The 19,328-nt window shown below is 70.0% G+C and carries 16 protein-coding genes, 1 tRNA gene and 1 pseudogene; 1 reads left to right on the top strand and 17 read right to left on the bottom strand.

Annotated elements, in window-relative coordinates; genetic code table 11:
- Window positions 1-189: 189 nt before the first annotated feature.
- The 14 genes from AB0J04_RS08485 to AB0J04_RS08420 form a co-directional block, all read right to left on the bottom strand.
- Complete coding sequence (locus tag AB0J04_RS08485) at window positions 190-867, bottom strand: protein-tyrosine-phosphatase (RefSeq protein ID WP_358801271.1); 678 nt, start codon at window positions 865-867, stop codon at window positions 190-192.
- Window positions 864-1,511, bottom strand: a complete 648-nt coding sequence (locus tag AB0J04_RS08480) for an L-threonylcarbamoyladenylate synthase (protein WP_363167590.1) — start codon at window positions 1,509-1,511, stop codon at window positions 864-866. The genes AB0J04_RS08485 and AB0J04_RS08480 overlap by 4 nt, the downstream gene beginning before the upstream one ends.
- Window positions 1,512-1,564: 53 nt before the next feature.
- Window positions 1,565-2,410: a peptide chain release factor N(5)-glutamine methyltransferase gene (prmC, locus tag AB0J04_RS08475; protein WP_363167589.1), complete on the bottom strand. Its 846-nt coding sequence runs from the start codon at window positions 2,408-2,410 to the stop codon at window positions 1,565-1,567.
- A 36-nt stretch (window positions 2,411-2,446) separates the two neighbouring features.
- Entirely contained in the window at window positions 2,447-3,523 is a 1,077-nt protein-coding gene (gene prfA, locus AB0J04_RS08470; protein ID WP_363167588.1) for a peptide chain release factor 1, read from the bottom strand.
- Window positions 3,524-3,628: 105 nt separating this feature from the next.
- Window positions 3,629-3,853 (bottom strand): 50S ribosomal protein L31, encoded by a 225-nt coding sequence (rpmE, locus tag AB0J04_RS08465; RefSeq protein ID WP_351903514.1) that lies wholly within the window; start codon window positions 3,851-3,853, stop codon window positions 3,629-3,631.
- Between the two features lie 161 nt (window positions 3,854-4,014).
- Entirely contained in the window at window positions 4,015-5,154 is a 1,140-nt protein-coding gene (locus tag AB0J04_RS08460; protein ID WP_363167587.1) for an LCP family protein, read from the bottom strand.
- 195 nt (window positions 5,155-5,349) lie between these two features.
- Window positions 5,350-7,134: a trypsin-like serine protease gene (locus AB0J04_RS08455; RefSeq protein WP_363167586.1), complete on the bottom strand. Its 1,785-nt coding sequence runs from the start codon at window positions 7,132-7,134 to the stop codon at window positions 5,350-5,352.
- A gap of 258 nt (window positions 7,135-7,392) precedes the next feature.
- Entirely contained in the window at window positions 7,393-9,444 is a 2,052-nt protein-coding gene (rho, locus tag AB0J04_RS08450) for a transcription termination factor Rho (protein ID WP_363167585.1), read from the bottom strand.
- 406 nt (window positions 9,445-9,850) lie between these two features.
- Window positions 9,851-10,780: a homoserine kinase gene (thrB, locus tag AB0J04_RS08445; RefSeq protein ID WP_363167584.1), complete on the bottom strand. Its 930-nt coding sequence runs from the start codon at window positions 10,778-10,780 to the stop codon at window positions 9,851-9,853.
- A gap of 306 nt (window positions 10,781-11,086) precedes the next feature.
- Entirely contained in the window at window positions 11,087-12,145 is a 1,059-nt protein-coding gene (gene thrC / locus AB0J04_RS08440) for a threonine synthase (protein ID WP_363167583.1), read from the bottom strand.
- Window positions 12,146-12,151: 6 nt separating this feature from the next.
- Entirely contained in the window at window positions 12,152-13,444 is a 1,293-nt protein-coding gene (locus tag AB0J04_RS08435; protein ID WP_363167582.1) for a homoserine dehydrogenase, read from the bottom strand.
- Between the two features lie 201 nt (window positions 13,445-13,645).
- The gene (lysA, locus tag AB0J04_RS08430; protein WP_363167581.1) at window positions 13,646-15,037 is read right to left on the bottom strand and encodes a diaminopimelate decarboxylase; all 1,392 of its coding nucleotides are present in this window, start codon (window positions 15,035-15,037) and stop codon (window positions 13,646-13,648) included.
- Window positions 15,038-15,095: 58 nt separating this feature from the next.
- Window positions 15,096-16,151: an ArgS-related anticodon-binding protein NrtL gene (gene nrtL / locus AB0J04_RS08425; protein ID WP_363167580.1), complete on the bottom strand. Its 1,056-nt coding sequence runs from the start codon at window positions 16,149-16,151 to the stop codon at window positions 15,096-15,098.
- A 260-nt stretch (window positions 16,152-16,411) separates the two neighbouring features.
- A complete protein-coding gene (locus tag AB0J04_RS08420) occupies window positions 16,412-17,056 on the bottom strand; it encodes a response regulator (RefSeq protein WP_363167579.1) in 645 nt (214 codons plus the stop codon).
- A 65-nt stretch (window positions 17,057-17,121) separates the two neighbouring features.
- Between AB0J04_RS08420 and AB0J04_RS08415 the strand changes: the two genes are divergently transcribed.
- A tRNA-Arg gene (locus AB0J04_RS08415) sits at window positions 17,122-17,193 on the top strand.
- A gap of 233 nt (window positions 17,194-17,426) precedes the next feature.
- Here the strand turns inward: AB0J04_RS08415 and AB0J04_RS08410 are convergent.
- The 3 genes and pseudogenes from AB0J04_RS08410 to AB0J04_RS08400 form a co-directional block, all read right to left on the bottom strand.
- Window positions 17,427-18,833: a tyrosine-type recombinase/integrase gene (locus tag AB0J04_RS08410; RefSeq protein WP_363167578.1), complete on the bottom strand. Its 1,407-nt coding sequence runs from the start codon at window positions 18,831-18,833 to the stop codon at window positions 17,427-17,429.
- The gene (locus AB0J04_RS08405; protein WP_328436064.1) at window positions 18,830-19,000 is read right to left on the bottom strand and encodes an excisionase; all 171 of its coding nucleotides are present in this window, start codon (window positions 18,998-19,000) and stop codon (window positions 18,830-18,832) included. Before AB0J04_RS08405 ends, AB0J04_RS08410 begins: the two co-directional genes overlap by 4 nt.
- A pseudogene (locus tag AB0J04_RS08400) lies at window positions 19,000-19,170 on the bottom strand (replication initiation protein); the annotation flags it as partial. The pseudogene AB0J04_RS08400 and the gene AB0J04_RS08405, both read right to left, overlap by 1 nt.
- Window positions 19,171-19,328 lie beyond the last annotated feature (158 nt).

Genomic DNA, 19,328 nt, shown 5'->3' with positions numbered 1-19,328 from the left:
CGTACGTCCAATGTAGGCCCGGGGCGGAAGAGTCGCGCAGGTTGTTACATCCGCGCGGGTATCCCCGTCAACGCCGTCACCACCGGGTCCCCATCCTCGACGCACCCCTCGCACCCCTCGGCCCTGACGGGCCTCCCGGGCAGCGGGCCGCTGCGGCGGACTGCAACCGCCGACTCGCCCCGGCGCGCGTCAAGCCCGCGCGGGTACCCCCGTCAACGCCGTGACGACCGGGTCCAGGGCCTCGTGTATCTCGTCGCCGATCGAGCGGAAGAACGGGAGGGGCGCGCCGTAGGGGTCGTAGACCTCGTCCGCCTCCAGCGTGGGGGCCAGGAGCCACCCGCGTAGCGCCGCCGCGGCGCGGACCAGGGCTCGGGCGCGCATGACCACGCCCTCGTCCAGCGGCGGGAGCGTGGTGGGGTCGATGGCGTTCACCAGGCGGGTGAACTCCTTCAGGGTGAAGGTGCGCAGGCCCGCCGAGTGGCCCATGGAGATGACCTGGGCGCGGTGGTCGCGGGTCGCCGTCAGGACCAGGTCGGCCATGATGACGTGCTCGTCGAGGAGCTCACGGCCGGTGAACCCGGTGGCGTCCGCGCCGAAGTCGGCCAGCACGGTCTCCGCGTTGGCCTCCATCGGCGCGCCCTCGTGGCCCCAGGTGCCCGCGCTCTCCACGATCAGCCCGCCGCCCAGCAGCCCGAGCCGCTGGGACACGAAATGCCGGGTCAGCCGCTCGGTGATGGGCGAGCGGCAGACGTTTCCGGTGCTGACGTGGAGGATGCGGAAGGTGTCGCGCGGAAACCCGAACGTCGTGGTCTGTTCCGCGGCGCGTTCCCCGTTGCCTATGCCACGCCCCGCGTCAGGGGCTGTCAATTCGCCACCTCGAGGTCGGGTACGACCTTCCGCAGCTCGTCCGCGGTGATCGCGCCCTCACGCAGCAGCAGCGGCACCTCTCGGCTGACGTCGACGATCGAGGAGGGCACGTTGGCGGGGGTCGGGCCGCCGTCGAGGTAGACGGAGACGGAGTCGCCGAGCATCTCCTGCGCGTGGTCGCAGTTCTCCGGCGCGGGGTGGCCGGTCAGGTTGGCGGAGGAGACCGCCATCGGGCCGACCTCCGTCAGCAGCTCGATGGCGACCGGGTGCAGTGGCATGCGCACGGCGACCGTGCCCCGGGTGTCCCCCAGGTCCCACTGGAGGGACGGCTGGTGCTTGGCGACGAGCGTCAGCGCGCCCGGCCAGAACGCGTCGACCAGCTCCCAGGCCAGCTCGGAGAAGTCCGTGACCAGGCCGTGCAGGGTGTTCGGGGAGCCGATGAGGACAGGGGTCGGCATGTTGCGGCCTCGCCCCTTGGCCGCGAGGAGGTCGGCGACGGCCTCCGAGGAGAACGCGTCGGCGCCGATCCCGTACACCGTGTCGGTCGGCAGGACCACGAGCTCGCCACGACGGACGGCGGACGCGGCCTCGCGCAGACCGGTCACGCGGTCGGTCGCGTCGTTGGTGTCGTATCGCCGAGCCATTTAGCGGGCCTCCTCGTACACGTACTGCTGCGGGTCACAAGTGTGGGGCGCGCTCACGGCATCGCCCTGCGGGCGGTGGCGAAGCGCGGGCGGTTGTTGAGGTCGGGGTGGTCGGCCGCGTCGGCCCACCCCCGTTCCTCGGTGAAGATCCACGGCACCTGCCCGCCCTGGGTGTCGGCGTGCTCGATGACGACGACACCGCCCGGGCGCAGCAGCCGGTGTGCGGTGCGTTCGATGCCCCGGATCAGGTCGAGGCCGTCCTCGCCGGAGAACAGGGCCAGTTCGGGGTCGTAGTCCCGCGCCTCGGGAGCGACGTACTCCCATTCGGTGAGCGGGATGTACGGGGGGTTGGAGATGACGAGGTCGACCTGGCCGTCGAGGTCGCGGAAGGCGTCCAGGGCGTCGCCCTGCCGCAGGTCGACCCTGGACCCGTCCATGTTCTTGCGCGTCCAGCGCAGGGCGTCCTCGGACAGCTCCACGGCGTGCACCCGGGAGCGCGGGACCTCCTGGGCGAGGGCGAGCGCGATGGCGCCGCTGCCGGTGCACAGGTCGACGATCCGGGGTTCGACGACGTCCATGGCGCGTACGGCGTCTATGGCCCAGCCGACCACGGACTCGGTCTCGGGGCGCGGCACGAAGACCCCGGGGCCGACCTGGAGCTCCAGATACCGGAAGAAGGCCCGCCCGGTGATGTGCTGGAGCGGCTCGCGCTGCTCGCGCCGGGCGATGGTCTCCCAGTAGCGGGCGTCGAAGTCGGAGTCCTTGACGGCGTGGAGCTCACCGCGCTTCACGGCGTGCACGAACGCGGCGAGCTCCTCCGCGTCGTTGCGCGGCGAGGGCACGCCGGCGTCGGCCAGCCGCTGGGTGGCCTGGGCCACCTCTGCGAGCAGCAGGTTCACGCAAGTCCTCCGTGTCGTACTGGTGCGTGCGGTGCCTTACGCGGCTGCGAGCTTGGCGGCCGAGTCCGCGTCGACGCAGGCCTGGATCACCGCGTCGAGGTCGCCGTCCAGGACCTGGTCCAGGTTGTACGACTTGAAGCCGACGCGGTGGTCCGAGATGCGGTTCTCCGGGAAGTTGTACGTGCGGATCTTCTCGGAGCGGTCGACGGTGCGGACCTGGCTGCGGCGGGCGTCGGCGGCCTCCCGCTCCGCTTCCTCCTGCGCCGCTGCGAGCAGCCTGGAGCGCAGGATACGCATCGCCTGCTCCTTGTTCTGCAACTGGCTCTTCTCGTTCTGGCAGGAGGCGACGACTCCGGTGGGAATGTGCGTGATGCGCACCGCGGAGTCGGTGGTGTTGACGGACTGGCCGCCGGGTCCGGAGGACCGGTACACGTCGATGCGGAGATCGTTCGCGTTGATCTCGACGTCGACCTCCTCGGCCTCGGGCGTCACGAGCACCCCGGCGGCGGAGGTGTGGATCCGCCCCTGCGACTCGGTCGCCGGCACCCGCTGCACCCGGTGCACGCCGCCCTCGTACTTCAGCCGCGCCCACACGCCCTGTCCGGGCTCGGTGGCGCCCTGGCCGCCCTTGGTCTTCACGGCGACCTGGACGTCCTTGTAGCCGCCCAGCTCGGACTCGGTGGCGTCGATGATCTCGGTCTTCCACCCGACGCGCTCGGCGTACCGCAGATACATCCGCAGCAGATCGCCGGCGAACAGCGCCGACTCGTCGCCGCCCGCGCCGGCCTTGACTTCGAGGATGACGTCCTTGTCGTCGTTGGGGTCACGCGGGACGAGCAGCAGGCGCAGCTTCTCGGTGAGCTCCTCGCGCTGCTTCTCCAGCTCCTTGACCTCGGCCACGAAGTCGGGGTCGTCGGCGGCGAACTCGCGCGCGGTCTCGATGTCGTCGCCGGTCTGCTTCCAGGAGCGGTACGCGCCGACGATGGGGGTCAGCTCGGCGTAACGCTTGTTCAGCTTGCGCGCGTTGGCCTGGTCGGCGAAGACCGACGGATCGGCCAGCTTCGTCTCCAGGTCGGCGTGCTCACCGAGCAACTCCTCGACGGCCTCGAACATGGTGGGCTCCTAGACGTGCGTGGGGGAAGGGCGGGCGACCAAAAACGCCGGTCCCGGCGTGCCCCTGGGCGGGGACACGACCGTGGACCGGCGAGAAGGGGCTCGCTACTTCTTGGAGCCGGCGGAAGCCTTGCCGAAGCGGGCCTCGAAGCGGGCCACACGGCCACCGGTGTCGAGGATCTTCTGCTTGCCCGTGTAGAACGGGTGGCACTCGGAGCAGACGTCGGCGCGGATGGAGCCGCTCTCGATCGTGCTACGGGTGGTGAACGACGCGCCACAGGTGCAGCTGACCTGCGTCTCGACGTACTCGGGGTGGATGTCGCGCTTCAAGGTGTCTCCTAGTTTCGGGAGGGCGCCGGGTCGCTGTCGCGGGACACGACCAACGTGAACCGGGGCCGACGTACCAGTCTGCCAGGACTGGCCGCATCCCCCAAAACCGGGGGTTGCCCCGATCTATTCCCCGCGGGCCGGCGGGGGCTTGTCGCGCACCCCTACGACGACGTCACGACCCCCGCCGCCTCGCCGGTCGCGTTGCCCTCGGTCGCCGCCTTCGGGATCGGCAGGTCGCTCTTCAGCGCCGTCCAGACCTGCTCCGCCTTCGACTCGGCGACGATGACCCGGTTGGGGTTGGCCGGGTCGTACACGACCGGCATCGTCACCATGTTCATGTTGGCCGCGCTGATTCCCTTGAGGCCGTTCACGAACGACATCAACGAGTTCAGCGAGCCGAGATCGGAGTCGGTGGTCACGGCCTTGGTGGCCGTGTTCGCCAGGTCGTACAGCTTCGTGCCGCTGGTGAAGAGGCCGATGTGCTTGACCTGCTCGACCAGGGCCTTGATGAAGGCCTGCTGGAGCTGGATGCGGCCGAGGTCGGAGCCGTCGCCGACGCCGTGCCGGGTGCGGACCAGGCCGAGCGCCTGCTCGCCGGTGAGCGTGTGCGTGCCGGCCTTGAGGTTCAGGTGGCTGTCGGGGTCGTCGATGGCCTTGGTCGTGGTGACCTCGACCCCGCCGAGTTCGTCGATGAGCTTCTCGAAGCCGGCGAAGTCGACTTCGAGGTAGTGGTCCATCCGGACGCCGCTGATCGACTCGACCGTCTTCACGGCGCAGGCGGCGCCGCCCGTCGAGTACGCCGAGTTGAACATGACGTCGGACGCGGCGTCGTGGGTGACGCCCTTCGTGTCCGTGCACGCGGGGCGGTCGATGAGGGTGTCTCGCGGGATGGAGACCACGCCGGCCTTCTTGTGGCCCTCGTACACGTGGATGATCATCGCGGTGTCGGAGCGGGCGCTGCCGTCGTCGGTGCCGCCGCCGAGCTTCTTGTTGGCGCCGGAGCGGGTGTCCGAGCCGAGGACGAGGATGTTCTCGGAGCCGTTGTCGACCTTGGTGGGCCGGTTGGTGCCCAGCGCCTGATCGATGTCGACGCTCTTGATGTTGCCGTTGAGCTTGAAGTACAGGTAACCCACACCGGTGCCGCCCAGCACCACGATGCCCGCGGCGGTCCACGCGGCGATCAGCAGCCCCTTGTGCCTGCCTCGCTGCTTGCGGTGGCGCGGACCGTTGCTGCCGCCCGCGCCGCTCGTCGTGCCGGCGTCACCCGGTATGCCGGGCTCCGGCGTGCTGTCGGCGGACATGTGCTCCTCTGTTCTCGTGCAACCTCACCATCGTCACTCCTCTGGGTCAGACGGGGAAACTCGGGAGAGGGTTGCAATGGCCATATGTCTCCTCTGTCACGTGTCTGCTCCGTCACGTACCGCACGCGAAGGGGCCGCCCCCCGTGAGATACGGAAGGCGGCCCCGAGCTCGCCGCTGACAGTGCGCAGACGGCATCAGCCGAAGAGGTTGAACGCTCCCCAGCCGGTGCCGACCTTGACCCGAGCGCTGAACGGCGCCGAAGCGGTGCCGCGGCCCTGGTACAGCCACAGGACACCGGAGGTGTCCCGGGCGAGCAGGTCGGCCTTGCCGTCACCGTTGATGTCACCGGTGGCGGCGTAGGCGTTGTACGTCCAGCCCGTGCCGACCTTGACGCGGGTGCCGAAGGCGCCCGAGGCGGTGCCGCGGCCCGGGTACACCCAGAGCGCGCCGGCGCTGTCCCGCGCGAGCAGGTCGGCCTTGCCGTCGCCCGTGTAGTCGCCCTTGCCCGTGATGGTCATGACGCCCCAGCCGCTGCCGACCTTGACGCGGGTGCCGAACGTGCCGTTGCCCTTGCCCGGGTAGAGCCACAGGACGCCTGCGCTGTCCTGCGCGAGCAGGTCGGGCAGCGCGTCGCCGGTGAGGTCGCCGGGAACCTGGATGTTCTTCATCCCGTTCCAGCCGCTGCCGACGCGGTGCTCTTCGTAGCTGTCGACGCCGTTGAACGCGAACCAGTACAGGACGCCGTCCAGGGTGCGGAACAGGTAGTCCTGGTAGAAGTCACGGTTCAGGTCGGCCTGCCGGACCAGGTTGACCCCGCCCCAGTCGCCGAGGTTGACCCGGCCGCCCAGCCACGGCGTCCGGCCCAGCGAGTAGTACTCGTAGGCCGTGCCGCCGGTCGTACGGGCGAACAGGTCCGCCTTGCCGTCGAAGTCGAGGTCCGTGTCGTCGATGCGCGCGTTGAGTGCGCCGACGTAGGAGCGGGTCTTGGCGTAGACGCTGTAGGCGCCCGTCTCGACACAGTCCTTGACGCCCCACGACACCACACCGGCGATCCGGCCGTTGACCACGAGCGGTCCGCCGGAGTCCCCGTTGCACGGGCTGACCGTGCCGGCGTCCTGCCCGCTGGCGGGGTTGCCGGCGCAGGTCATCTGGTTGGCGACGAAGTCGCCCCCGTAGTACGCCGCGCAGCTGGAGTCCGCCCGTATCGGGACGGTCGCCTTCTTCAGCGTCAGGGATATGTCCTGGCTGGTGGAGCTGGTGCGCCCCCAGCCGTACACCGTCGCCGGCGTGCCGGCGTTGTACGAGACGGTGTCGGAGCTGGACGTGACCTGCAGCGTCTTGTACGGCAGCGCCTCGGTCAGGGTCAGCACCGCGAGGTCGCCGCCCGCGATCATGGAGTCGTTGTACGTGGGGTTGACCCACTGACGCCAGATGCCGCGGACCTGGCCGCCGTGCACGTCGCTGCCGTCGGGCAGCTGGGTGGTGCCGCCGACGACGACGCCGTTCGCCGCCCAGTCCAGGCCGGCCACGCAGTGCGCGGCGGTGAGGACCTTCGCCGGCGCCACCAGGGTGCCGCCGCAGAAGTAGCCCTCGTCGTCGGAGGTGTCGGCGGTGCCCTTGTCGTCGTAGTAGTGCAGCTGCACCATCCACGGCGCCTCGGCGAGCGTCGCGTTCGTGCCCCCGATGATCTTCGGGTCGACGGTCGAGGACGAGGTCGAGGCCTCGGGGCTCGCCGTGGTGCCGGGCTCGGTGCTCGCCCCGGCGGCGGCTTCGTCGTCCAGCGCGCTCTGGGCGCCTTCGACGCGCTTGAGGAGTTCGCTCTTGGAGGCGCCGGGCAGCTCCTTGGCGACCTTCGGGGCCGGGAGCGGAGCCCCGTCGGTCGCCTCGGCCGACGTGGCTGTCAGAACCGCGCTTCCCAGCGCGAGTGCGGCGGCTGCCGCGGGAAGAGCTCTGCGTGCTCTTCGGTAAGTTGATGTCACTCAGGTCTCCTGTCGAGGGACACTACGGCGCAGCACATGTCCGTACACGTGCGTCGCCGGGCGATTGCGCTCGAAGGAGAGAGAACGGCCCACGGGCACGGGACAGCCGGAAAACGGCAGCCCGCAACGTCACGATGGGCACATTAGAAAATGCGTTCCCCCCCACTACAGCTTGCCGATCGTACAGCGCAGAAGTCCGCCCCGTCACATGAATAACGGGGCGGACTTCTCACTGCTTCGGCGACGGACGGCCAGGGCTCAGTCGTTGTTGCCCGACGTCGGCGTCGTCTTCTGGATCTGCATCAGGAACTCGATGTTCGACTTCGTCTGCTTCATCTTGTCGAGGAGCAGCTCGATCGCCTGCTGCTGGTCGAGCGCGTGCAGCACCCGGCGCAGCTTCCAGGTGACGGCGAGCTCCTCGTTGCCGAGCAGGATCTCTTCCTTACGGGTGCCGGACGCGTCGACGTCCACCGCCGGGAAGATGCGCTTGTCGGCGAGCTTGCGGTCGAGCTTGAGCTCCATGTTGCCGGTGCCCTTGAACTCCTCGAAGATCACCTCGTCCATGCGGGACCCGGTGTCGACCAGCGCGGTCGCGAGGATGGTCAGCGAGCCGCCGTCCTCGATGTTGCGGGCCGCACCGAAGAAGCGCTTCGGCGGGTACAGGGCCGTCGAGTCGACACCACCGGACAGGATGCGGCCGGAGGCCGGGGCGGCGAGGTTGTACGCACGGCCCAGACGGGTGATCGAGTCGAGCAGCACGACGACGTCGTGGCCCAGCTCCACCAGTCGCTTGGCGCGCTCGATGGCGAGCTCGGCGACCGTGGTGTGGTCCTCGGCCGGGCGGTCGAAGGTCGAGGAGATGACCTCGCCCTTCACCGACCGCTGCATGTCGGTGACCTCTTCCGGACGCTCGTCGACCAGGACGACCATCAGGTGGCACTCGGGGTTGTTGTGCGTGATCGCGTTGGCGATCGCCTGCATGATCATGGTCTTGCCGGTCTTCGGCGGGGCCACGATCAGACCGCGCTGGCCCTTGCCGATCGGCGACACGAGGTCGATGATCCGCGTGGTCAGCACGCCCGGGTCGGTCTCCAGACGGAGGCGGTCCTGCGGGTAGAGCGGGGTCAGCTTGTTGAACTCCGGGCGGCCACGGCCGTGTTCGGGCGCCATGCCGTTGACGGAGTCGAGGCGGACCAGCGCGTTGAACTTCTCGCGCCGCTCGCCCTCCTTCGGCTGCCGGACCGCGCCGGTGACGTGGTCGCCCTTGCGCAGGCCGTTCTTGCGGACCTGGGCGAGCGAGACGTACACGTCGTTGGGGCCCGGCAGGTAGCCCGACGTACGGATGAAGGCGTAGTTGTCGAGGATGTCCAGGATGCCCGCGACGGGGATCAGGACGTCGTCGTCGGTGAGCTGCGGCTCGGCGGTGCCGATCTCGTCACGCCCACGACGGCCGCGGCGGTCGCGGTAGCGGCCGCGCCGGCCACGCCGGCCGCCCTCGAAGTCGTCGTCGTCCTGCGGGCCGTTGTCGCGCTGCTGACGGTCCTGGCGGTCCTGACGGCCACCGCTCTGCTGCGAGCCCTGCTGCTGGCCGCCGCGCTGCGGCTGGCCGCCCTGCTGGTCCTCGCTCTTGCGGCGGTCGCCACGCTCCCCGCGGTCGGTGCGCTCGCCACGGTCGCGGCCCCGCTCACGGCGGTCCCGACGGCGGCCCTCGCCGCCGTCGACGTCGTTCTTGACGTCGCCCTGCGGCTGCGCCGGGGCCTCGGTCTGCACCGCGGCGGGCGTCTCGGCCTTCGCGGCGCTCTTCGCCTCGGCGACGACCGTCTCCGGGCTGCCCGCCTCGGCGGTGGCGCGGCGGCGACGGCGCTCGGCGGGGGCGTCGTTGCTGGCCGGCTGGCCGGGGATCTCGATCTGCTGCTGGGCCACGGCCTTCTCGGCGGGGGCCTCGGCCGGAGCGGCTTCCGCCTTCTTCTCGGCGGCCTCGCCCGTACGGCTCTTCGAGGTGGCGCGGCGCTTGGGCTTGGTCTCGGCGACCTCCCCGGCGGGGGCGGACGCCGCCTTGGGGGCCGCGGAGCCCCCTCCCGCCTGCGCCTCCTTGATGACCTCGATCAGCTGGCTCTTGCGCATACGCGCCGTGCCCTTGATGCCGAGGCCCGAGGCGACCTGCTGCAGCTCGGCCAGCACCATGCCCTCGAGGCCGGTACCGCGGCGCCGCCGGGAGCCGGCACCGCTGGCAGGCGCGGAGGCGTCCGTGGCGGGCGCGGCAGCGGTCTCCTCGACACGTGCGCCCATCAGATCGGTGGTGTCGCTCACGAAGGGTCCTTCCCTGGAGCGGACGTCGGCCTGTCTGGCTCGGCGACCGGTTGTGCTGTCCGACTTCGGTCCTTGCTGAGGCGAAGCCGGGGCGGTTGTCCGCCGGAGCGGCGGAAGAGTTTTCTGGTGATGGCGCTTCCTCGACGAGCCGTGACACCCAGTGTCACGTGGCGTGGTCGCACCGATTCCGGAGCGTGCCCCGTGAACCGCTCAGCGTCGTTGCACGGCGTACTGCCCAGGTACGACGTACGGAACGCAGTGCGGCTTGGGAAGCTCCCGGAAGAATGTCTGTCCCTGACGGGGACACGAAGCACCTCGCCATGGTGGGGTCGGGTGCAGACTTGAGGTTAACACTACCGGATCCAACAAACATTCCCCCTCTCGAAATCCGGCAACCGTGCGCTTGTTAAATGTCGCCGGAGGGTGCAAGAGGCAGCACGCACGCCCCCTGCGAGTCCATGGCCAGGCGGTTCGCGGCCCAGTCCGCACCGGCCGAGGCCTCGACCTTGTCGGCCGTGGCCGCGTCGGTGAGCGCCATCACCGTCGGTCCGGCGCCGGAGATCACCGCGGGGATCCCGTCGGCGCGCAGCCGCTCGACCAGCGCCGCGCTCTCCGGCATCGCCGGCGCGCGGTACTCCTGGTGCAACCGGTCCTCGGTGGCGGGCAGCAGCAGTTCGGGGCGCCGGGTGAGGGCCTCGACGAGCAGTGCGGCGCGGCCCGCGTTGGCGGCGGCGTCGACGTGCGGGACGGAGCGCGGGAGCAGTCCGCGCGCGGTCTCGGTGAGGACCGGCTTCCCGGGCACGAAAACCACCGGAACGATGGAATCGGCAGGGTCCATCCTGATCGCCCGCGCGGCGCCCGACTCCATCCAGGACAGGGTGAACCCGCCCAGCAGACAGGCCGCGACGTTGTCCGGGTGTCCCTCGATCTCGGTGGCGAGTTCGAGCAGGGCGGCGTCGTCGAGCTTGCTCTCGCCGCCTATGGTCACCGCGCGCGCGGCGACGATCCCGGCGCAGATCGCGGCGGAGGAGGAGCCGAGACCCCGGCCGTGCGGGATGCGGTTGGCGCAGACGATCTCCAGGCCGCGCGGCTGGCCGCCCAGAACGTCGAAGGCGGTGCGCAGGGAGCGGACGAGGAGATGCTTCTCGTCACGCGGCAGCGTCTCGCTGCCCTCCCCCGCGATGTCGATGTGCAGCCCGGAGTCGGCCACCCGGACGACGACGTCGTCGTAGAGCCCCAGCGCGAGGCCGAAGGCGTCGAAGCCCGGGCCGAGGTTGGCGCTGGTGGCGGGGACGCGCACCCGGACGGGGGCGGCGCGGAAGGCGGGACCGGCCATCTCGCGATGACTCTCCTTGAGCTGCGGGACTGTCGAATGACATTCGATGCGTATGGGGAGAACCCTGGGACCGCGACGGCGACTGGCGACGGCCACTGGCTGGCGGCGACGCGGCACTGCGGCATATGCGGCGGGCGGGTTCAGTACAGCCTATCGAAGGAAGGTTCTGCGGCGACATAGGGCGCACAGGAGGCGCACGATGCGTGTCGCAAGCCCCCTGTGCACCCCCGTTACGGAAAGCCCCCGGCGGGTCGCCTTCCCCAGTCGGAAGGTCGCCCGTCGGGGACTCGTCACGCGCGGGGTCGCTCAGGCGAGTCCGAGGCGCTCGGCCGCCGCGACCGCGTCGACCGGGACGGTGACCGGCTGCGGGGCGCCGGCGACGGCCCAGTCGGGGTCCTTCAGACCGTTGCCGGTGACCGTGCACACGATCCGCTGCCCCGGGTCGACCTTGCCCTGCTCGGCGGCCTTCAGCAGACCGGCCACCGACGCGGCGGACGCGGGCTCCACGAAGACGCCCTCCTGAGCGGCCAACAGCCGGTAGGCGCGCAGGATCTCACGGTCCGTCACCTCGTCGATGAAGCCGCCGGACTCCTCCTGCGCCGCCAGCGCGAACTTCCAGGAGGCGGGGTTGCCGATGCGGATCGCGGTCGCGATCGTCGACGGGTCCTTGACGATCTCGCCGCGCACGATCGGGGCACTGCCGGACGCCTGGAAGCCCCACATCCGGGGCGTCCGCGCGGCGATGCCGTCGGCGGCGTACTCCTTGTAGCCCTTCCAGTACGCGGTGATGTTGCCCGCGTTGCCGACCGGCAGGACATGGATGTCGGGGGCGTTGCCGAGCATGTCCACGATCTCGAACGCGGCCGTCTTCTGGCCCTCGATACGCACCGGGTTGACCGAATTGACCAGCGCCACGGGGTAGTTGTCGCTCAGCTCACGGGCCAGCGTGAGGCAGTCGTCGAAGTTGCCGTCGACCTGGAGGATCTTCGCGCCGTGGACGAGGGCCTGCCCCATCTTGCCGAGCGCGATCTTGCCGCGCGGCACCAGGACGGCCGACACCATGCCGGCGCGCACCGCGTAGGCGGCCGCGGAGGCAGACGTGTTGCCCGTGGAGGCACAGATGACGGCCTGCGCGCCTTCCTCCTTGGCCCGCGTGATCGCCATGGTCATGCCGCGGTCCTTGAAGGACCCGGTGGGGTTGGCGCCCTCCACCTTGAGGTGGACCTCGCAGCCCGTGCGCTCGGAGAGCACCTGCGCGGGCACGAGGGGCGTGCCGCCCTCGCGGAGCGTCACGACGGGCGTGCTGTCGGATACCGGCAGCCGGTCCCGGTACTCCTCGATGATTCCGCGCCACTGGTGGGTCATTGCTGGTTACTCTCCTTCAACCCGCATGATGCTGGCGACACCCCGCACGGTGTCGAGCTTGCGCAGCGCCTCGACGGTCCCGGTCAGGGAGGCGTCGGACGCGCGATGGGTGACGACGACGAGAGAGGCCTCGCCGTCCTTACCCTGCTGCCGAACGGTATCGATCGACACCCCGTGCTCGGCGAAGACGGTGGCCACCTGGGCGAGAACACCCGGTTTGTCCGCGACGTCGAGGCTGATGTGGTAGCGGGTGACGACATCGCCCATCGGCGACACCGGCAGGGCGGCGTACGCCGACTCGCCGGGCCCCGTCGCCCCGCTGAGCCGGTTGCGGCAGACGGCGACGAGGTCGCCGAGCACGGCGGAGGCGGTGGGAGCACCGCCGGCGCCGGGGCCGTAGAACATGAGCTGCCCGGCCGCGTCCGACTCGACGAACACGGCGTTGTAGGCGCCGCGCACCGAGGCGAGCGGGTGGGTGAGCGGGATCATCGCCGGGTGCACGCGCGCGGTGACGGAGCCCCCGTCGGCCGCCCGCTCACAGATGGCGAGCAGCTTGATGGTGCAGCCCATCGCCCGCGCCGAGGCGAAGTCGGAGGCGGTGACCTCGGTCATGCCCTCGCGGTAGACGTCGTCGAGGCGCACGCGCGTGTGGAAGGCGATCCCGGCGAGGATGGCGGCCTTGGCGGCGGCGTCGAAGGCCTCGACGTCGGCGGTCGGATCGGCCTCGGCGTACCCGAGGGCGGTGGCCTCGTCGAGGGCTTCCTGGTACCCGGCGCCCGTGGAGTCCATCTTGTCGAGGATGAAGTTGGTGGTGCCGTTGACGATCCCGAGCACCCGGTTCACCTTGTCCCCGGCGAGGGACTCGCGCAGCGGGCGGATCAGCGGAATGGCGCCGGCGACGGCGGCCTCGTAGTAGAGGTCCTCGCCGTGCTCCTCGGCGGCGGCGTGCAGCGCGGCGCCGTCCTGCGCGAGCAGCGCCTTGTTCGCGGAGACGACGGACGCGCCGTACTCGAAGGCGGTGGTGATGAGCGCACGAGCGGGCTCGATGCCGCCGATGACCTCGACGACCACGTCGATGTCGCCGCGCTTCACGAGAGCGGTGGCGTCGGTGGTGACGAGGGAGGGGTCGATGCCTTCCCGGACCTTGGAGGGCCGCCGCACGGCCACGCCCGCGAGTTCGACGGGGGCCCCGATCCTCGCGGCGAGGTCGTCGGCGTGCGTCGTCATGATGCGCGCCACCTCTGAGCCGACCACTCCACAGCCCAGCAGCGCCACCTTCAGCGGACGCGTACGCATCATCCGACCTCGTTTCCTCATACCGTCTACGGTTGTTTCCGGTTGCCCCAGTCTCACCCACCGGACCGGAGTTTCTATCCCCGGTCCGGATCGTGAGACATGTATTTCATTTTCGCAGGGGCGGCAGACAGAAGAATCTCCGCGGATTCTCCGCCCGTGCTTTCCGTTTCTTTTTGTTTCCCCTGCGGTGGCCCAGCGGCAGGCTCAGCCGACGTCGAGCCGCAGCAGATCCTCCTCGGTCTCCCGCCGCACGACCACCCGTGACTCCCCCTCGTGCACGGCGACGACGGGCGGCCTCAGCACATGGTTGTAGTTGCTGGCCATGGACCGGCAGTAGGCGCCGGTGGCGGGCACGGCGATGAGATCACCGGGCGCCAGGTCGGAAGGCAGGAACGCGTCCTTGACCACGATGTCCCCACTCTCACAGTGCTTGCCGACGACACGGCTGAGCATGGGCTCGGCATCGCTGGTCCGCGACACGAGCGCGACGCTGTATTCCGCGTCGTACAGCGCCGTGCGGATGTTGTCCGACATGCCGCCGTCGACGGAGACGTACGTCCGCAGCCCGTCGAGGGGCTTGATGGTGCCGACCTCGTAGAGGGTGAAGGCGGTCGGCCCGACGATGGCCCGCCCGGGCTCGACGGAGATACGCGGCGTCCGCAGCCGGGCGGCCTCGCACTCCCGGGTGACGATCTCGGTGAGCGCCTTGGCGATCTCGTGCGGCTCACGGGGATCGTCGTCACTGGTGTACGCGATCCCGAGCCCACCGCCGAGGTCGATCTCGGGCAGCTCGACCCCGTGCTCGTCGCGCACGTCCTTCAGCAGCCCGACCACTCGATGCGCGGCGACCTCGAACCCGGACATGTCGAAGATCTGCGACCCGATGTGGGAGTGGATCCCGACCAGCTCGAGCGCGTCGAGCTGAAGCGCGCGCCGCACGGCCTCGGCGGCCTGTCCACCGGCGAGCGGAATCCCGAACTTCTGATCCTCGTGCGCGGTGGCGATGAACTCGTGGGTGTGCGCCTCGACCCCGACGGTGATCCGGATCTGAACCCGCTGCCGCTTCCCCAGCTCCCCCGCGATGTGCGCAACGCGGACGATCTCCTGGAAGGAGTCGAGGACGATACGCCCGACACCGGCGTCGATGGCCCGCCGGATCTCGTCGCCGGACTTGTTGTTGCCGTGGAAGGCGATGCGATCGGCGGGCATCCCGGCGGAGAGGGCGGTGGCCAGCTCCCCACCGCTGCACACGTCGAGATTGAGCCCCTCTTCGTGCAGCCACCGCACGACGGCCCGGGACAGGAACGCCTTACCGGCGTAGAAGACGTCGGCGTCGGCCCCGAAGGCGGTACGCCAGGCACGGGCCCGCTCGCGGAAATCGGCCTCGTCGAGGATGTAGGCCGGAGTGCCGTGCTGCTCGGCGAGGCTGAGGACGTCGACACCGCCGACGGTCACGACACCGTCGGCGTTGCGCGCGACGGTCTGCGCCCAGACCTTCGCGTCGAGGGTGTTGAGGTCGGCGGGCGGGCCGGAGTAGTGCCCTTCGGGAAGGACATCGGCGTGGCGGGGCCCGGCGGGGTGGGCGGAACGGCTCATCTGGGCGTGCTCTTTCAGAAGTCTCTGAATATCAGAGAGGTCAGAGATGTCAGAGATGTCAGAGGTGATCGGGTGCGTCGATACCGAGCAGGGACAGGCCGCCGGCCAGCACCGCCCCGGCGGCTTCGGCAAGCGCAAGCCGGGCACGGTGGGCGGCCGAGGGTTTCTCCTCACCACGGGGAAGCACATCGGGGAGGAGGGGAAGGGCGGCGTCGGCGACAGCGAGGAGATGACGGCTGAGACGGGAGGGCGCAGAAACGTCGAGAACGGGAGTCACGGCAGGAACTTCGGGGACGTCGGGGACGTCGGGGACGTCGGGGACGTCGGGGACGACAGTCGCGAGGACGCGGGGGTAGTCCGCGAGAAGGGCGACGAGACCACGTCCGTCCGCGGAGCCGGGGTCGGCGGCCGGGTCGGCGGCGAACCCGAGGTCGGCGGCGTTGCGACGCACGGCCCGGATACGGGCGTGGGCGTAACGGACCCGGAAGAGAGGATTGCTCTCCCGCTGGACCAGATGGTCGGCGGTGATCCGAGGCCGGTCATGCGGGGCAGGATGAAGCACCGCCCACCGAGCGGCATCGAGCCCGAGCGGCGCAGGATCCTCAGGAGCAGGCACAGGCCGAAGGACGACGCCCCCTTCACGCCCGCCTTCATGCCCGACATCGACGCGACCGCCCTGTGCCCCGACGATCCGCGCCAGCACATCAGCGAGGATCTCGGCCCGCACCTCGTAAGGCACCCGCACCTCGAACACCTGCCCGGCGAGCCGGTCGCTGTGCCCGTACCGCACTCCCTCACTCCGGATCTGCCGGACGAGGTCGGAGGCGGCGGCACCGCCGAGGCTGATGTTGAGGAACCCGGGCCCGGTGATCTCGACCCCGGTGACACCTTCGGCACCCGCCAGATACGACGCCAGCACCTCGGCGACCCGGAGCGGCGGCTGCCCGGCGGACCGCGCGAGCTGCAGTGCGATACCGGTCGCGTAATCCCCGCGTCCCCCGGCCCCCGGCGGCCCGACCACGGCCCGCACCGGCACGGCCACGCTGAGCTCCCCGTCGTCCACAGCACAACGCACCGCGCGCAGCACGGTCCGGGACAGCTCGACGGGGGTCACGGCACCAGCGTATGGGAGGAGGGGGGTGGGTAGGCGAGCCGGTTTGGGGAGGGTCCGGGATACGGACACCGAAGAAGACAAACCCGACCGACCCCGAGACAACCGGCGCGGGGCATGCGCGGCGCGGGGCATGCGCGGCGCGGGGCATGCGCGGCGCGGGGCATATACGACACGGGGCATGCACGGGCACGGGACATGCACGGGCACGGGACATGCACGGCACACCGGCGGACACGCACCTGAGCCGGTATGGCAAACACCTAATCGGCGGCCACAGGCCCCCCGCTCGCCCCGTTGCCTTTCCCCGCCCCCACGCCTTCGCCCGCCCCAAGACCGTTCCCAAGCCCCAACCCGAGCCCGCGCCCGACACCGAGCCCGGCCACACCCCCACTCCCGCCGTCTCCCCTCTCCTTCTCCTTCTCCCTCCCTCTCTCCATCAACGTCCTGACGACAGAGATGAGTTCGTTGGGCTCGAAGGGCTTGGCAAGGAAAGCGTCGACGCCGACTTCGAGTCCGGCCTCGACCTCGTACTGCGTACAGGCGCTGATGATGACAAGGGGAAGGTCATGCGTCCGTGGATCGGCACGCAGCTGAGCGGCGGCCCGCAACCCGTCCAGCCGGGGCATGACGACATCGAGGGTCACAAGATCGGGCCGCACCTGATGAACGACATCCAGACACTCGGCACCATCGGACGCGGTCACGACCTCGAGGCCCTCCAGCTCGAGATTGACCCTGATCAGCTGCCGGATGACCTTGTTGTCGTCCACAACAAGCACCCGGCCCGACGCGCCTGACACAACTCGAGAGTAGGTCGGGACCGGCCACCGCGTCCGGGTTTTCCCCACTTCCACCCCGTGCGGGCGACCCACACCCCCTCCTCCACCCCACAGAAACCCGTTCATGAACACCCTGAACGAGCTGGTAGTGTTCTACCCGTCGCCGCGAGCAACACCCTCCCGGCCGATACGCCCCCGTAGCTCAGGGGATAGAGCAACGGCCTCCGGAGCCGTGTGCGCAGGTTCGAATCCTGCCGGGGGCACCCTTCATACGGTGCCCAAAGACCCCGCCACCAGCGCTTTCGCTGAGGACGGGGTCTTGGCGTATGTGCAGCCATGTGCCGCTCGGAGCGGCCGTATGTCGGAGCCCGCGGCCTATTCGCGGCCAGGCCGCAGGGCAGAAAACCGCAGGTCGGCCCCAGGAAACGACGAGGCCCCCGGACCGAAGTCCAGGGGCCATCATGCCGCAGGTGCGTGTGTCGGAGGTGTGTCGGGATCAGGGCCCGCCGCCGTGCCCGTCCTCCTGGCCGCCGTCCTCGCCGAGGAGTTCGGCAATCCGGCGATTGGCGACGTCCTGCCGCCCGTCGAGGCACTTCGCGTACCGGCTGAGGAGCACCTCGGCGCTGTTGCCCGCGCGCTCCGCAACCTCGGTGGGATCCACGCCGGCGTTGAGCCAGGACGACAGCGCCGCGTGCCGCAAGTCGTACGGTCGAGCCGCCAGCGGCGACGCCGCCTGTTCTGGCGTGAGCGCCAGGTGCCGCGCCTCGTCCCAGACACGCCAGTACGTCGTCGAGGCGACCACTCCCCCACGTTCGTTGGCGAACAGCCGGCCGTCCTTCGCGGTGCCGAACTCCCCGATGTGCGCGCGGAGCATCTGCACCAGGCGGGGCGGGATCGGGACGACGCGTGTCTCGTTCGCCGGTCGGTTCTTCAAGCCGCGGTCGTCGTGAACGGCGCCGGTACCGGTCCAGCGCTTACCGACGGTCGGGCGGCTCTTTTCCAGGATCAGGGAGCCCCACCCACTGTCCGGCAACGTGCAGTCCTGGCGCCGCAGCGCCACCGCTTCAGCGGGACGGAGGCCACCGAAGTACATGCAGGCGAACAGCGCGACGAGCCGACGTCCGCGAGCCCGGCGGTACCCGCCCACGTACGAGACTGCGGCCAGGAGCTCCCCGGCCTGCCGAGGGTTCACGACGACGCGGCGGTCCACTTCCTTGGTCACCTTGGGTGGCTTCCACTTCACGAGGGTGACCGGGTTCTCAGGGAGCTCCCCCAACTCGACTGCGTAGGCGAGGGCGTTGAAGAGGACAGCCCGCTTACGCTGCACTGTCTCGGCGACGGCCGTGGCACCGGACAGCGTGAGCTTGAGGGAGTCGAGGATGCGTCGGATGTCCGCCGGGTTCTTGAGCGTCGCCAACGGCAGCGATGCCTTGGCCACCCAGCGCAGGGCATTCGTGATGTCGACAGGCGGCGGTTCCTCGTTCGCGCCCTGGACGACGAAGGCCCAGCCACGCAGTGCACGTCGAAGCACGTCATCAGCAGGCCGACCCGGCCTGTCGTCGAGCAGCTGTGTCGTGACGAGCGTCATCGTCTCGTTAGCACTGTCTCGGGAGTTCGGCGCGGCGTGCGGCCACTTCATGGCCATGTACGCCCGCGCGAAGTCATACCAGGTGAGGGACGGTTTGGCGGATGCCATCGAGTCCGGCAGACCCGTTTCCGAGTCGAACGCCTCCCCGTTCTGAACGGCCCTGAGTAGCTGCGCACGGAAGTTGTCGGCGAGTGCCTTGGTTCGGAAAGTCTCGGAGAACGGCAGCGTGCTGGCTACCCTCCAGCGCACCTCGTACGAGGCCTTCTTCGTAGGCCTTTTGCGGATGCTCCAGATCCGCACGTCGTAGGACTTCACGCGGCCTCCCCCAGTCCGTGGAGCCACGAGGTGAAGTCACTTCGCCAAAACCGGAGTTCACCATTCGGCAGCTTGATCGCCTCCGGAGCATGCCCCAGTTCGCGCCAGCGATAGAAGGTACGGCGGGAGACTCCGCCCAGCTCGGCGAGGATCTGCGGGACGGTCATCAGTTCGTCTCGTCGGCGGTCCACGACGAGTCTCCTTCCGTGTCCGGGGTGTCGGGTCGCCGTGAGGTGGCGAGCCAGGATTCGGCGGCGGTCAGGCCGATGCCAGCGAAGCGCCAGTGCGAGAGGACGAGGACGGTGTCCGGGTCCGGGAGGGGGTGGCCGGCCAGGGCTGGGACTGTAAAACGATCGGTGTAACTCCTGATCAAGGAAGATGCATCGATGACCAGCGACAGCGTGACCGAGGCCGAGTCCGTCGAGGCCGCTGAGCCGCAGCCGGCGAAGGGGGTGGACGACCAGCTCATCGACGAGTTGGTCGGCCGCGCCCAGG

The organism is Streptomyces sp. NPDC050263 (assembly GCF_040655955.1).
Taxonomy (GTDB): Bacteria; Actinomycetota; Actinomycetes; order Streptomycetales; family Streptomycetaceae; genus Streptomyces.
Note: the sequence above shows the minus strand (reverse complement) of the source record. Positions and strands in the feature narration are given on the sequence as shown.